Source organism: Variovorax sp. Sphag1AA, from assembly GCF_014192575.1.
GTDB lineage: Bacteria > Pseudomonadota > Gammaproteobacteria > Burkholderiales > Burkholderiaceae_C > Variovorax.
The window spans coordinates 174,408-189,166 of record NZ_JACHYC010000007.1 but is presented as its reverse complement, the minus strand read 5'-3'; the positions used below and the strand labels follow the sequence as shown (position 1 = coordinate 189,166).

At 59.4% G+C, this 14,759-nt stretch carries 11 protein-coding genes; 4 read left to right on the top strand and 7 right to left on the bottom strand.

The features are described from left to right. Window positions 1-104: 104 nt before the first annotated feature. From FHW64_RS26865 to FHW64_RS26855, 3 genes are all read left to right on the top strand, one after another. Entirely contained in the window at window positions 105-530 is a 426-nt protein-coding gene (locus tag FHW64_RS26865) for a hypothetical protein (protein ID WP_184531289.1), read from the top strand. A 522-nt stretch (window positions 531-1,052) separates the two neighbouring features. Continuing rightward, window positions 1,053-2,816 (top strand): DUF2235 domain-containing protein, encoded by a 1,764-nt coding sequence (locus tag FHW64_RS26860; protein WP_184531288.1) that lies wholly within the window; start codon window positions 1,053-1,055, stop codon window positions 2,814-2,816. Window positions 2,817-2,878: 62 nt separating this feature from the next. Then, window positions 2,879-3,733: a hypothetical protein gene (locus FHW64_RS26855; protein WP_184531287.1), complete on the top strand. Its 855-nt coding sequence runs from the start codon at window positions 2,879-2,881 to the stop codon at window positions 3,731-3,733. Between the two features lie 507 nt (window positions 3,734-4,240). Here FHW64_RS26855 and FHW64_RS26850 read toward each other — a convergent pair. The 6 genes from FHW64_RS26850 to FHW64_RS26825 all read right to left on the bottom strand — a co-directional run bounded on the left by FHW64_RS26850 (window position 4,241) and on the right by FHW64_RS26825 (window position 11,836). Next, window positions 4,241-5,221, bottom strand: coding sequence for a DUF4917 family protein (locus tag FHW64_RS26850; protein WP_184531286.1), 981 nt, complete (start codon window positions 5,219-5,221; stop codon window positions 4,241-4,243). 125 nt (window positions 5,222-5,346) lie between these two features. Next, entirely contained in the window at window positions 5,347-5,883 is a 537-nt protein-coding gene (locus FHW64_RS26845; protein WP_184531285.1) for a hypothetical protein, read from the bottom strand. Continuing rightward, window positions 5,880-6,749 (bottom strand): alpha/beta fold hydrolase, encoded by an 870-nt coding sequence (locus FHW64_RS26840; protein WP_184531284.1) that lies wholly within the window; start codon window positions 6,747-6,749, stop codon window positions 5,880-5,882. Before FHW64_RS26840 ends, FHW64_RS26845 begins: the two co-directional genes overlap by 4 nt. After that, window positions 6,749-8,560, bottom strand: coding sequence for a lipopolysaccharide assembly protein LapB (locus FHW64_RS26835; protein ID WP_184531283.1), 1,812 nt, complete (start codon window positions 8,558-8,560; stop codon window positions 6,749-6,751). The genes FHW64_RS26840 and FHW64_RS26835 overlap by 1 nt, the downstream gene beginning before the upstream one ends. A gap of 1,006 nt (window positions 8,561-9,566) precedes the next feature. Then, window positions 9,567-11,027, bottom strand: coding sequence for a hypothetical protein (locus tag FHW64_RS26830; RefSeq protein WP_184531282.1), 1,461 nt, complete (start codon window positions 11,025-11,027; stop codon window positions 9,567-9,569). Between the two features lie 17 nt (window positions 11,028-11,044). Continuing rightward, window positions 11,045-11,836: a hypothetical protein gene (locus tag FHW64_RS26825; RefSeq protein ID WP_184531281.1), complete on the bottom strand. Its 792-nt coding sequence runs from the start codon at window positions 11,834-11,836 to the stop codon at window positions 11,045-11,047. Between the two features lie 461 nt (window positions 11,837-12,297). Between FHW64_RS26825 and FHW64_RS34895 the strand changes: the two genes are divergently transcribed. Continuing rightward, a complete protein-coding gene (locus tag FHW64_RS34895; protein ID WP_409350649.1) occupies window positions 12,298-12,654 on the top strand; it encodes a S26 family signal peptidase in 357 nt (118 codons plus the stop codon). Here the strand turns inward: FHW64_RS34895 and FHW64_RS26820 are convergent. Next, complete coding sequence (locus FHW64_RS26820) at window positions 12,570-14,699, bottom strand: helix-turn-helix domain-containing protein (protein WP_260306382.1); 2,130 nt, start codon at window positions 14,697-14,699, stop codon at window positions 12,570-12,572. The genes FHW64_RS34895 and FHW64_RS26820 overlap by 85 nt on opposite strands. Window positions 14,700-14,759 lie beyond the last annotated feature (60 nt).

The following is a 14,759-nucleotide window of genomic DNA, read 5'->3' as shown; positions in this document are numbered from 1 at the left end:
AGTCGCTGTGTAGCCCGCATGTCGTTCTTGCAATAGCGGCCAAGACTCAGCCGCCAGGCTGCGACTGCCCCTGCGCTTGCGAAGTCAAAAATTTAGGAAGACGAATGCTGGATCGCAGCCGTTTTGACAGTGAGACCCTTGCAGCCATGGACGACATCGCCCGACTGCTGCACATCAAGACCGCGGTCAGCGAGATGAACGAGGCCTTCAAGAACGCAGAGGGACTCGATGCCCGTCGCTCCAAGCCTTCCGCCAAACGTGTGATGAAGACGGCACGCGCGGCCGCCGAGGAACTGCTGAAGGAAGCCTTCGTGCGCAAGTCGAGCCGAGACTTTCGTGAGATCCAGCGTCGGCACCTGCGCGATCTGGAAGCGGCCCTGGAATCCGCGGCCCTGCTGTCGAGGCAAGAGTACGCGGCGATTCCCGAATTGTCCGGCAAGGGGATTCTCGACCTGTACGTGGTGCGTCCACTTCAGGAAATGACCGAGCGCTGGAAGGTTGCGACGCGCGACAAGTCTCCCGGAAAGTGACCGAAGCATCCTCGGCCCTCTTCCCTACGACGGCCGGCGTCAGTATCGCCGACCGCGCTCTAGGCCTAGCTCGCTCGCGCCGCGCCCAAGCAAGCTTTGCGCGTTCGAGGGGACGCTGAAGCAGGCGCTAACGGCCGATGCCAGGAGACCACCACACCGATCATCGGCAATGAGAAGACCGCACCCGCTTCGTCAAACGCATAGACCTCGCCACACCGTCGCCTGCGAAAGCAAGGAAGCTAGAAGCGTGCACATCCACCTCAATCTCGAGGCTGGCCCGATGGATCTCGTCCGCATGCCAAGTCGAAGCTGTGACCGGCAACTGCTACACCAATCTCAAATCCCAGAGCACGTCCAGCGATTCATTCGCATGCCCATAGCGTCGGCGCCGCGCCCGTTCTCCTGCGCAAGGCTCCTTCCATTGGGGGATTGACAGTTCGGCAGCTTGGCCTTCAGATTCCGTGAGAACGGCCTTGGGTGGCCTTGTCGTGACCGCGAGCGGTAGGAAGAACAGGTTGCTCAATGAATGATCAGAACGTCAAAGGAGAGACGCACGTCACCGATGCCAAGGCGGCTGGTGTCTTGCTGGAGGCGGTTCAGAAGCCGCGACAGTTGGTTTTGTTTCTCGACGGAACGAACAACACCGTCACCGGACGGCGCAACGATACCAACGTCCTGAAGCTTTACGAAATGCTAGCCGCCCGCGGCGATCCGCAGCAATTGCTCTATTACGATCCGGGCGTTGGCTCGCCTGATTTCCTCCCCAGCACGAGCCCGCTGGATTGGCTGGGTCGATGGCTACAACGCATATATGGACTCGCCTATGGGCGCGGCATCTACGAGAACATCCGCGATGCCTACCAGTTCCTCATGCGCAACTGGCAGCCAGGCGATCAGATCTGGATCTTCGGCTTCTCCCGAGGTGCCTTTACTGCACGCTCCGTCTCCGGCATCGTGAACCTGTTTGGCATCCTCGACGCGCAGCACGAGTCTATGCTGCCCACTGTCCTTCGAGTGTACTTCGCCAAGAGAAAGAAGCCATCGACTCGCACGAGGGGGGGTTGGGCACCCGCACCCAGCATCGGCGAAAAGGTCGCCTCCAAGCGAACTCCAGGGGAGGTTCAAGACCAGATTCGGCAGGCGTTTTGCTCCGGAGACCGAAGCAACGCCTGGGTGCACTTTGTCGGAGTGTGGGACACCGTCGAATCCGTTGGAATACCGCTACTTGGTGTCACCATCTCCAATTCGTCGGACATCGTTGGCAAGCGCATTCGCCATGTACGTCACGCGCTGTCATTGGACGAACTTCGCTTGACGTTTCGGCCCCGAATCTACAATCAGGCCAACGGGACCATCGCAGAGACCGAACAGACCCTCTATCAATTTTGGTTTCGCGGCGTTCACAGCGATGTGGGTGGCGGCTACAAGAATGCCGAAGCCGGACTGTCCGATAGCGCGTTGGACTGGATGGTCGCGCAGGGGCACGCCCTGCACCTGTTTGGCGATCCACAACGCACCGAACCTCCCGATTCGGTCCAAAGTGACCGCCTTCTTCATGACACCGTCTACTCCGTAGCCTGGTGGGCACTTGGCGGGTTGACGATCAGAACTGCACGTTGGAAGGCCAAGAAGGCAACGATCGAGGAGCATCCGTCCGTTGGCGGCCTACCGCCCCCCCGGTCGGTCTGGAGAAGGTGGAACTTCCGTGCGTTCCTCTCGACGTTCATGGCTTTCGCGGTCCTTGCTATCGGCTACTACTTGCAGGCTGGCGCACTCAGCTCGTTCTCACTCGCGAGCATCGATTGGTCGCTGCCAGCGAAGTTGGCAGATGAGCAGAGTTCGCTCGCGCAGTCACCTGGGGTTGGTCTCAAGTCACACCTTGGCGACGGCCCCTTCGAGGGCAGCATCGTCTGGGCGATGATCTTCGATACCTTCATCTTTCTGCCGGCCTTCGCCTATGTACTCGCGCGCCCGGTTGGCTGGGCTTATCGACTTGCAAGCGGTCTGCGCGAGGCCAGCAACGCGAGGCCCGTTTGGCATTGGCTTGGCGTCAGCCCACTCCTGATGCTCGCAGGCGATGTTCTGGAGAACGCCCTAACGATGGTCTGCGCGGACTGGACGGGCGAAGTTTCCGGTTGGCAGTGGCTCGTTCAGGGCGCGCTTGGCGCGAGCTCCACGGTCAAGTGGATAGGTGTGCTTGGCTGCCTTCTGGTGATTGCCCTTGGCCTTTTCAAGGCGGTGTTTCCCAGCAAGAGCAAGCGAGCAGTCCCGCATTCTGTGCCGTAGGCCTACAGGCAGATGCAGGTCTCGTCCCGCCATGTCTCAACCTCTATCCAGAAAGGACCCTTGTGACTACACCATTCGCCTTAATTCCGCCCAGCAGCCTCAACCAAGGCTCGATACCAGGAGCACCGTTCTACAAACAATTCCTGGCTCAGGGGGACTCCTGGTTCTCCATTGGAGCACTACCGTTCTCTTCGACCACAAATCTTCTGTTTCCCTCAGGTCTGAACAAGCGCGCCGGGGTGGTTAATTGCGCGGACCCCGGATTCACCCTCGAGAAAATGCTTGACCGAATGTCTGATCCGGTGTTTCAGCAGTTGCTGTGTGGAGCCATGGAGTACCAGTGGGACGGCATACTAATTTCTGGCCTGGGAAATGACGTCATTCACGCACTCTCCGCAAAGGCCTCAGAGCCCCAGGAAAAGCGATTGCTTGCAACTGCCGCTGAGTGGGGTGACAGTACCTCACCGTCTCGATACATCAGTGAGAGCGGATGGACGGCGTTCGAGAAATACGCCACGGACCTTTACAAGGACCTCGATCGGATGCGTCAAGCTTCAAAGCTCAACAAGGCCACACCGATCATTACCCACACCTACGATTTGGCAACACCTCGCAACGCGCCCGCGGGTCCGAGTGGCCCCTGGCTCTACAAGGCGTTGACTGTCTACGGCGTCCCAACGTCGGATTGGTGCCCCCTTGCGAACGAGCTGCTCGGGCGCCTGTCCGATCTGATCTGTGACATATCCACGAAGGTTTCAGGAATGCATGTCGTTAAGACGCAGGGCACCCTGGCACCGGCCCCAGAAGGATCGACGGGCAAGCAAGGGCATTGGGAGAACGAGATTCACCCGTCACCAGCCGGGTACCAACTACTAGCCAAGAAATTCAGCGCTGAGCTTCAGCTTCTATTTCCCTAAAGCTCGAATCGGCAGTGCACGAGCCTGACTTTTACCGTTCGTCCAGAGCTTGAGGCCCCGTCGATGCCGACAGGCGGCGGCAAGTATTCGCGCGCGCAGCGACGGCATTTGGTAGGTTAGCAAGACAACGCTGAGCGATCGTCAGAAACCTAGCTGTGCAACTGTGCAACGACTGCTGCGCTGCCTTGCGGTACTCGTTACGACGGCCCCGGTCGGCGGCCCGATCCCTAGTCTTGGTGTTCGGGCAGACCATTCGCCCACCAAGCGGACTCGATTCGTCCCTCGCAGCCTTACCCGCTGCACCGTTAAGCGTCAACACGGTGCTGGGCTACATCCTCGCCGAGGCATTGCTCACGTCACCGGTGGCACGCCTGATGGACAGGGCGCAAGACCGATCCGTCGTAGCGCCGACAGACCCGGCCAGACATCAATCGCTGGTCGGAGATTCGCGTAAGCCGCTCCGATCATGATTTGCTCTGCGATATGCGCCCGCAAGGGGAAGGCTGGTCATCCCCAGGGCTTGGCTGTGCTTGCGTCGAAGAAATCCACTTTCGTAAGCGTAGAGCTGAGGTAAGCCATCGCATTGGCCTTAAGTCTGCTGTTCGATAGGCTGTTCTCGTCGCCGTGGACGCTTACGAATATCTGCTGCGATTGAGATCTCTTGATTGCGTCAAAGATGTGAAAGTCGTTCTCATCCATGGAATGCCCCAAAATGAAGATCGGCTCGTCGACATTCCCGAGTGCCCGCAAACAGAACGACAGATAAGGGCTGCGATCAATCCTTTGCTTCTTTCTCTCGTGATTGGGCTCTGCCACGAACAAAGGAAAGCGAGGAGGAGTTTCCTCGAGATTCGACCTTACTTGCCCAACGATTCCACCTCCTATTTCGCCGGTGTAGGCGTGTTTCTTCACTCCTTCGGGATGCTCGTAGATGTGGAGCCCTCCATGAAGAAAATGGACTTCCTGCTGGGTTCCAAACCCTTTCCAGAGTCGCCCTTGACGGAAACCATCGTCGGTCTGCCAGATCGGGTCAACGGTTTGGTTCCTTGCCCAATACATCAGCAAGTCGTAGTTGACAGTGAAGATCTGACCAAAGCTGCTCAAGAAAGTCTTCACAGCGCGAAACTGTGTCGCGTTCACCTTGTCCGGCAGATCAGGATGGCTCTTCGATACCGCAGCCAGGAGGGCCCGCTTGAGAATCTCTTGGTCACCCTTGATGGCCGTTATCAAAGACGGGTCAAAGCCATAAACCTCTCCGACTATTTGACTTGAGACCAGCGATCGCATTACGGCCTCAAAATCCCAAGTACCGAGCCGATCGAACAGCGCCCTGATTTCAGCGTCGCGTCCCTCGAAGTTGGCCGCCTGGAAGAGGCTCGAGTAATCGAAGATGTCGTTGTCCCAAGCTCGAGAGAACCCGTTGCCGAGCAGGATGGCCGGACGAACACCGTCAGGCAGAGTCTCCCAAGCTTCATCAAAGGTGAGCATGTTTAGTACGTCGAGTTGAGGCGGAGAAAGCTGGGATGATCGCACGCCCAGTTCCGTGCGCGATTGCACCTTCCGAAAGCAAGACAAGCATCAGCCGAACTTCAGGGAATCAGATCACGGCCTATCTACGCAAGTTTGGAATCGCGGGACCCAACGGTACTCCCACCTCGATCTACACGCGGATCCGAAACTCCAACGCTGACGTCCCGGGCGTTGCGGCGGCTTAGAGAGTCGGCTACGCCGCCCTTTACACGCGCAACGAGTACATGCACCCGCTCACCGACGAGCAGTTCAAGGATCTTGTCATAGAGGAGACCGGAGCGGGCGGCGAGTCGTCCATCGCATCCATAGTCGTGAGTTGCATCTAGGCGCTGAAGATGTATGGCGTCCATACGCCGAAGGCTGCGGTCGTCCGATTGGTTGAGAAGGAACCAAGGGATCGGCAAATTGGTGACGAGTCGAACAACGGCACGAACAGTCAGGACGACGACGGCGGAGCCGGTCGGCGTGTGCAACGCGGTACCGAGAGTGTCGTTTTGAACGTCGCGAATACGATCAATTTCAATCTGGCCGCGAGATCTGAGATCGCAGTGTTCAACGCGATTTTCAAGAGCGTAAAAAATCCGGGCGCGGGAAGGTTTAAGCGCCTGCGGTTGGCTCACCGTATGCAATCTATTGCAGTTTGCGCAACTTCATGATTCTCAGTTAGGAAGGTATGGTTGGAATCTGGAAATGCGACGTAGGAATTCTTGTGCGTGCAACCCGGCGCGCATACTGAAAAACAAGGACGCGACAGGTCACTGCTTGACTCGCTTACCAGTCCGTCGTTAAGAAATTCCAACCGCTTCTGCAAGTAGCGGTTGATATATCGATTCTTCAAATACCCCTTGCCGAAATCAAGCTGTGTTTTACCCCCGGAGATGCTGTAATAGTGCACTCCAGATGGCGCTGGTACCGCCTGTAGCCGGTCAAGGAAGGTCGGAGAGGGGTCCGCTTTGATCAGTTGGCGCGCAGATTCTCCCTTTACATCGAAGCCTCGCGGATTTGCGTTGCCCACAGCCTCTCCCCAATACGCCATGTATCTCGGAATCCGGTGCCCCTGAAGCGTTCCATCGTTGGGCGTTCCCAGGGTAACGACCTTTCGAACAAATGTTTCGCCCCCAAAGAGCCCAACCGCTGCGCGTGCGACCAGACCGCCCATGCTATGGCCAACAAGAACAATCTTACTGGACGAAATGGTTCCTTTGCGGTCGAACAAAGTCAGCAAGCTGACGAGGCTTCGAGCCGCATGGTCGATCCCGCAATAGGACGCATACTCAAACGCGAAGGACGCAAAGCCAGAGCCGTCGAACTGATGCATCAGTTCGCGCATGTAACTGGCGTCTGCAGTGAAACCGTGGATGAATAGCACCACTGGTTTCTGAGTCGCGAAGTCAGCTTCGGTCGCCTTGACCCCATCGGAAAATCGCAAAATAGCGTCGCCTGATTGGGCCCTCTTTTTTTGCGCGGCAGACATCATTCCGCTCATCACTCCACCCCTACTGCGAATAGATAGACATCCATGTGAATGGCCGTTTGTCCTGGACTACCGTCGCCGTCAGGATCCAATAGGCTCCAGTAGTCAAACGGTGTGAGGTCTGCGTGACCGGAAGCCAGTACGGCGACATCACCCGCTGTGCGGACCTCCCCATTCGGATAGAGAGCCATGGCAGCGAACCTCGAAGATTCAGATGAAGCATCCGATGCATCTCCAAGAAACTTAACCCGTATCGGTTGGGGCCGCTCTTCTAAGAAATAGGTCGCCATGTCGTCTTCGCCGACGTCGCCGTGCACGGTCCAGAAGCACCTTGCAATGTCGGTGACTCGCGAATTGGCGATCCAGTTGGGAAGTCGATCCACCACAGACGATTCTTCGTCTGGCGTCAGGACATGAACTCGGCGGTCGGAATGGATTGCTCCCTCCTCCTCCGACTCAAGCGCGAGCCCCGCCCCTTGAAGTCGTTCGCGGATTCGATACGCACCTTCCTGATCTCCAAGCTGTTCGAAGACACGCAGGGCACGCAAGTACCACGCGTCCGGCATGAATGTCTGATTCGCCTCCTCCAAGACAAGGCCCAATTCGAGCCGCGTTCGCGCCACCCCCTCTGGATCTTTAAGGGCTTGGAAGGCCTCCCCGGCGCTTTCCAGCAAGGTGAGGGCTCCATCCAAATCGGTCAATACCCGCCTCAAACGACCCAATCCGAGGCGCACGTCAGCCTGGCCTCTTTTGTCTCCCACTTCCTCATATATATGAAGGCCGTTACTCATATGAGTCATAGCCTCGTCCACTCGCCCCATCGAAGCGGCAGCGCGTCCCAATGCAACCGACGTTCGGGCCGCAAAACTTCGATCGCCCTTCGGGCCAGCTTCGGCAGCAGACTGCAACATGCCGTACGCCTGTTCAACCTCACTAAGGTCGAGCAGCACCGTCCCAAGCTGGTAGCGAGCTTCGGCACCTCTCCAGATGTCGCCACTCTCCTCAAACGCTGCAATGGCGCGCATGAAACTTTCCTGCGCTCTTGCCGCTTCGCCGGACTGCGTCGCGGCAGTTCCGATCAGCAAGTGGGCTCGCGCGGTCGAGCTCCAGTCGCTTCGTTCGGCCGCTTCAGCCAAAGCCCGATGGTAAAAGTGCAGGGCACGAGCGGTGTCGCCGCGGCTCTGCACCAGCTCGCCGAAGGCGAGCATGGAAGAGACGTCCCACTCGGCGCCCTTCAGCAATCGGGAAAAATCGTCGCCGCTATTCGACTCCCGCCAGTGCTTGAACGATCGAAACTCCCTCCTCGTGCGTTCTACCAGCAACTCGCGGGCTGAAGAATCCGCCACAAGCCGGGATTGAAGGAAGGAATCCGCGTGATGTAGACGGTCGTTCGCATCAAAGAACATCCTGCCGACCTCCGCAAGCATGGTGGTCACGCTGTCCATGGTCACGGATGAGCTGGCATCGCTAAGATCTTGCGCGATAACGAGGAGACAGTCGTTCAGCAGCCAATCCTTCATCGAAGCGAATCGCTGAAACTCGTTTGTCCGCAGTTCGGGTCGTGAAAGCGCGAATGTCGCAAAGCGTGAGAGATCGTCGTCGACCGACCCTGAAATTTCGGATCCGTATCGCCACGGATCGCGAATCAGTAGTTCCATAACTTCTGGGGAGACATCGTCGTCGCGGAGCCGGGATCGCAAAGCCTCCACGAGCAGAAGAAAATTGACCAGCGTCCGTTCCGCGCGCTGCAGGTTGTGCATGGCATACCCATACTCCGCCAAGACCTGATGCGGTAATTCAGCGAATTCTGCTTCTTCTTTCATTGAATCCTCACCCGAGCCTGCGGGACGCGCTGCTCGTTGAATGCACCAAAGGCCGCATGCTAGCAAAATGGATGTAAGAGCAGTACTTTTTTCTTATCAGTTAGAGCGCCCCTCAATGAGAAGACGGGGCAAGATCCAGCGCTGGCTATCGCCAATGGCGGCGTCTCCAGACAAGCCATAAGGGCTGGTTCCGTAACGTCTCAAGAGCCGAGAGTGCCACCGCCCCGATGGAGTCACCTCTATTGGCAGCGGCCGGCAGACGGCGACGCGTTAAGAGCACCACAGGGCACGAGAGCGGAACACCCATACCCGAGTTGGCCCTGGACGAATTCCATCGCGGAGGTGCAACCGTGATGGCGGCCCAAGCGGCCGATTGGCGAATGTCGTCAAGTAAGCCAAGCCAACAAGCCGTCGACCCATGAGCTCAGTCATCGTCTTGGTCGTGCTAGAGACCACAGGCGGTTATCGGCAGGCCTAGGCGGTGGCGCTGACTACGGCGGGCTTGCCCGTGCCGGTGCTCCGCGTCAGACGCGCGACTATCCCTATGCCACGATGCGGCAGATACGACGATACCACGGGCTCTGCGCCTGCACTTGGAAGCAGACCTCAACCTCACGGCGGACTCGGCTGGGCATCGGGCATCCAGACGGCCACGGCAGCCCCGTACTCACGCTTGGCGCGCACGGCAGGCGTGGACTGGGCGCCAGCGCAGACGCTCAGCAATTGCACACGCAACAAACGCGGAATCGGCAGGCCAACCGAACGGTCCTCGGCCGAGGGTACGGGGCCGCCCGCGCCCTCCTGCGCCAGGGCGAGTCGGCGAATGCGCTCGCCTCCTACGCGTCGGCCATGCGCTACTGTTGCGCCTGGTTTGCGAAGCGCGATCCCGGGCTTCGGGACCCCGCGCGTGCGCCGAACTTCGGCGACCTCGTTCATCGGCCCCTTCCGGCTCGCACGAGCTATCCGGCTAAGCGCGCGCTTGAGGCCACTGGTGTCCTGCGCGTACCTACTTTTTGCAGCCTCCCATTTGCGAGAGAGCCACCTTTCCATCTTCGGCACCGCAAATCAACGCTTGCCGGACCTGCTCATTGCGCAAGTAGCCGGTGTGCGCCTCCTGGTAATCCGCGTAATTCAGAGCCAGCGGAAAGATAGGGGGACTGAACTTGACACGAACGTCGACAACGTCAAATCCAAGCTCGTCGACCAATGCCGTTCTACGTTGAGAATCTCCCTTCAGCTGGCGGACCATACTGGTGGGATTTGCCGCTCCGCATTGCGGGTTCTGTGGCACTCCTTTCTCGTCTAACCGACAGCGTAGGTAGGCGAGGTGCTCGAAGTAAGGAACGAGCTCATAGCTCAAGAGGTCGTCAACCTCAGTGAAGGCTACGTACTTTACTTTGGTGCGGGTACGCGCCGGGGTCGAGCTACGGGTCTCGTCACCCACCCTTGACAGCCTCGACGCGGCAACGAGGGGAATCTGATTTGCCATCAAATAAACCTCAAGCTCACCACCGGAAACCTGTTCAAGTTTGCGAGCGAGAGCTTCGTCCCGATCCTTGCTAAGGACGTCAAAAACCATTCTGCTGCCAAGGCTCTCCGCGACGATCGCGACAGGCGCAGATTTGGCGTCAGCCGCCGACGTGCAGGCCGACGCCGTGTCGACATCTATATAGCGAGAGTGCTGTCCCGGTTCGTCAAGCTTCTCGAAATCCATGGTCTGGCCGGTTGCATCGTTGATGGTGGTGCAGATCGCACCCAGAACGGCTTCTCGCATAAGTTGGCCGACCGGTCCCATGTAGAGCGCGGCGTCGGTCATGCCATATGTCAGCACGCTATCGCGAATCTTGCGTGTACCAGATCGGCGAAGCGCCGCGAGGTCCTCATAACCTCCGTAGTTCGCCTGGGGCTCTTCGTGACCGGTCTGAATCCCATCGTCATAGCCCACGAGCGGATAGTCAAAGGCGTTGTAGAAGGCATCGTCCCACAAGAGCCGATAAATCGTGATGGTGCCGCCGTCCGGCGTCTCGATTCTTGTGCGATCAAGGCATCCAACGATCCAGATATTGAAAGGCGCCTGAGGGTCATCGGACCGAAAGCGCTGACTCCCTTTGAGGTGCAGTTTCAAACCGCCAGCCGTCGCCTTGGTCGCTATCTGACCACTTCGCGCCGATTGCGGACAGAGGCGCGTGCTCTGCATGAAGGGATCGGCGGTATACCCGATGAACTTACCAAGGGCAGCATGGAGGTCGTGCCCAAAAGGCTGCGCTTTCGCGTCCTGGGTCCAGCCGATCCCGTGGACAAGCAAAACATTGAGATTTTGCTTTCCGTCGGGGCCTCGACCGATGCGGTCCATTCCCCTGAACCCTCCGTTCAGCGCGGACGGCTCGGCCACCGGCACGGGAAGCGAAAGTTGTCGGACATGCGGTGGTGTGTTGCACGCTGACAGAAGCACGGCGATGAAGGCCAAGAAGGCTCGCATCCCCGTTACGCTTTCTTCCGAGGTTGAACAAACATCTCGCGCGACTTGCTCCAGAACTCCTCCAGGATCGGAATTGCGTGGTTTGCATCAACTAGGTACTGAACAATTACCGGCTTCATGGGCTGCAGCATCGCCGAGTCTGGCTGGGCTTCCGTAACTGCGACCTTGAAAGCCCCCACATAGTAGGGAACCGAAGCCGCCGTCCGGCCGGACATGTCCATCACAAGCACGGGTGACTCTGCGACAACGGCGCGCTGCCCCTGCGCCTCGCCGACGAGCATCGCAATCGGTGCTCGCGTGGCAACGAGGTAAGGTCCAGAGCCGGCCAGTGCGCCGTTCAAACGTGGATCCTTGGCCGTAATGACCTGGAACCACCGGCGATACTCTTGCGCCAGATTGAAATCGTATTCCTCCAATCCAACCGAAGCACGCGGATCGATCCCTTTCTTGGTTGGTACGCCGAACTGATTCATTCGAGCAGCAATGGGCTGAGGGAACGGTGAGTCCGACTTAGCTACTGCCTGTGTCTGTTCAATGAGTTGCAAAAGGCTCTTCAATGCACCTCGAGCTCGGTCGGCGTCCACTGTGCTGCCTTGCTCTGCGCCGTCGCCCACGAGGACATACGTGTACATCGCCGAGGTTGGTCCTTGCCATGGGTTGGTAGGATTCCATGTGATCTTTCGCCACGTGTGCATTGTTATGCCGTCAGCATTGGGAGGGGCGGCGCAGCCGATCAGGCTGGCTACTAACAGCGTGACCGATAGGAAGCGCGCCGAAATCCTATTGAAGCAGTTCACGTTCCATCTCCCGAGCGTGGGCCGGGCTTAGCCGCGTTCGAGACTCGTCTCGAGAGAAACATACCTGCGAGTCCACCTATGACGCCTGCTGCGTAGACAAGATTTGAGTAGTGCTCGAAGGACGAACTGTTTAGGAACCAAGAGAGGAAAAGGTAGGCCGCCATGCCGAACAGGAAGAATCCACAGGCGATCCACGGGATGCTCTTCATTGATTTCCCTCCAGCGCTACCGCGCCACCTGAGCCGAATCGATAAGCCAGACGAGGCCTGCAAGCAAGAATAGTGCGCGGAGGAGCTCGCAGCATCCCAAAAGATGGGGAGCACAGTATTCCTCACGCCCTGGCACGATGTTCACTCATCGGACTTTGAATCGCAACTAGTTCGCGCATCAACTGCAGATTGGGAACGCCATTGCTATCGCCCGTCACTCGGAAGGTAATCTGCTCGAAACGTGGTAAGGGAATGGTGATGGGCGACAACCGGGACAATAGCTACGATTCGCGCTGCATCGGCTTCATCGATGAGCATCGGATCAGGCAAGGCGGTCGCGGTCGTGACGCGTTGGTATCTGATCTGCTGCGCCCAGACCACTGGATGCTCCCGCTTCTCCTTGGATTTCATCGGGCGTTAGCCCCTTCGGCCAACCCCGATGACCCCATTCGCTCGGCCGCTTTCGCTTCGAAGCGGCTGACACAAGCCGCGCGTGGCCAGGTGGCTGATTGGCAAGCCGGGGCTCAGGGTGAACGCTCGTCCGTCGAGCCGCCGCTGAGCAGTCGATGGACATACAGAGAAATGTCGGCCACCAAGCGATCATCGTGAGTCGAAAAGTCGAGGCCTGTAAGCTCTGAAACCTTGGCGATGCGATTGGCAATCGTCTTGCGATGTACACCGAGTCGCTGTGCCGCCGCTTCGTGAGAACAGTTGACGTCGAAAAAAATCCGAAGGGTTTGCAGAAGCTGCTCGCGGGATTTCTCGTCTTCGTGCAGCAGGCGGCCCAGGTTGAGCGCGAGGAATCGCTGCATGCCTGCCTCGTGGCGCAGGCCCAGCAGGAGGCCGAGCACGCCGGCGCGGTCGTAGACAACGGCGCCGCTGCGCTGCAACTGGCGCGCTACGTCCAGGGCTATCTGGGATTCGCGGAACGCGACGTGGAGCTTGTGCGCGCTGGGACAGGCACTGCTGCCGCCGATGAGCACCATGCGCCCGGTCAAGCGATCCTGCAACCGACGAGCGAGCTGCACGGCGAGGCGCTCGATGTCGTCCAGCGCGCCGTCCGTGCAGAGGATCGCAAGAGACAGTCCGCGCAAGGCAACGGCTCGCACGCCTTGCGGCCGCACTTCGCCGATCACATCCAGGACCTGGCGACGCATTGCGGACTGCAGGGGCTCCGCGCTGCCACTGGTCGTAGGCCCGAGCTCCGCGATGAACAGCCGCAGCGGCCCTGACAAATCCAGCCGTGCATCGGCCGCGCGGTCCATCGCTGCAGTGCGCGTAGGCTCCTCCGCTTGCAACAGGTCCCAGACGATGGCATCGATGGTCTCGGAGCGCGCGCGACTGGCCGCACGCTGTTCCAGTCGATGCAGGGCGCCGACGATCGCCACCTGCGCCAGTGCGAGCGCCGTAAGGTCGTTTTGAAGGGGCCCCACTTCGCCGAGCACCCAGGCCACCGTTTCGTTGCCGACGGACATCGGGTGCGCACGCCAGTTCATGGACTGCAGTGCCAGAGGCTGGGGTTCCCTCGTGCGGGTGTTTCGCGCCAGCCACGCCTGCAGTTCGTCCAGCATCTCTCCCTCGGGCCTTCCTTGCCCCGCATGGGCCAGCAGGGTTCCGTCAAGATCCACGAGGACGACGGCGGCACCCAAGTAGCTGCTGGCCCCGGCCACGATTGCGTTCAGGCCACCGCCGTCGAGCAGCAGTTGCATCAGGTCCTGCGTGAGCTTGGACAGTCCTTCGACCGTGTCGTAGCGCTGGTTGAGTGCCAGATTGGCCTGAGCCAGTTGTTCGACGGACTGCTTCTGCGAGGCATACAGTTCGGCGTTCTCGATGGCGATGGACGCCAGATTGGCCAGCGCAACAAGGCGGCTGTTGTCCGCATCGGTAAAGGTCGATGCGCGCCTGCGCCAGACCTCGAGCACGCCGATGGTCTGCTCGCGCCCCAGCAGGGGCGCGGCCAGCGCCGATCGCACCGCCTCCGCTTCGGCCAGATGGAAGAAGTCGCGACTGATGGTGCCGCTGCTCACGTAGTCGTCGACGGAGGAGGGTGCGCGACGGGCGAGCACGAGTCCCGCAAGTCCCTGGCCGGGCCCCATGCGCAATACGGCGGTCTCCGGCGACATGTTGCCCACACAGCGCCGCATGACGATCTCGTCCCCTTCGCGCAGCAGCACACCGCAGATGTCGGAGGACAGGAGGCGCTTGGCCTCCATCGTGATGTGAAGCAGGATCTCGTTCAGGTCATGGCTCTTGAGGATGCGTTCGGCCACGCGCTGAACGGCCTGCACTTCTTCAAGGCCCTGGCGCGCCAGGCGTTGGCGCTCGCAGGTCTGCATGGCCAGCGTGGCGTACTGCCGCAAGACCTCGAGTTCGTCGGAAGGCTCCAGTGCCCCGGAGACATGCTCCACCAACGCGCCGACCGCGCCGGGCGTGAGCGGCACATAGAGCCTGCCAGGTGCGAACGCACGCGGCGTGGTCCAGTGCTGCATCTCTGCGGGGACCACGAGGCGCGCAACATCGTCCACTTCGTCGGGACTCGCCCACCGTCGCCAGATGCCTGCGGAATGCAGCAGCATCTGACTCTGCGCGCCAGGAAAGAGCTGGGACAGTGCGTGCTCGATCTGCGCCACCAGCAATTCCGACCGCCCGAGCATGGCGGCCTCGCCAATGGGAGACAGGAGTCTTGCCAGAGTGAGTGGTACGCGCGGGAGGGC

What these genes read in the sequence shown, in the direction of transcription:
- FHW64_RS26865 (WP_184531289.1), top strand. Translation starts at nt 105, where the DNA reads ATGCTGGATCGCAGCCGTTTTGACAGTGAGACCCTTGCAGCCATGGAC.
- FHW64_RS26860 (WP_184531288.1), top strand. Translation starts at nt 1,053, where the DNA reads ATGAATGATCAGAACGTCAAAGGAGAGACGCACGTCACCGATGCCAAG.
- FHW64_RS26850 (WP_184531286.1), bottom strand. Translation starts at nt 5,221, where the DNA reads ATGCTCACCTTTGATGAAGCTTGGGAGACTCTGCCTGACGGTGTTCGT.
- FHW64_RS26840 (WP_184531284.1), bottom strand. Translation starts at nt 6,749, where the DNA reads ATGAGCGGAATGATGTCTGCCGCGCAAAAAAAGAGGGCCCAATCAGGC.
- FHW64_RS26835 (WP_184531283.1), bottom strand. Translation starts at nt 8,560, where the DNA reads ATGAAAGAAGAAGCAGAATTCGCTGAATTACCGCATCAGGTCTTGGCG.
- FHW64_RS34895 (WP_409350649.1), top strand. Translation starts at nt 12,298, where the DNA reads ATGGTGATGGGCGACAACCGGGACAATAGCTACGATTCGCGCTGCATC.
- FHW64_RS26820 (WP_260306382.1), bottom strand. Translation starts at nt 14,699, where the DNA reads ATGCTCGGGCGGTCGGAATTGCTGGTGGCGCAGATCGAGCACGCACTG.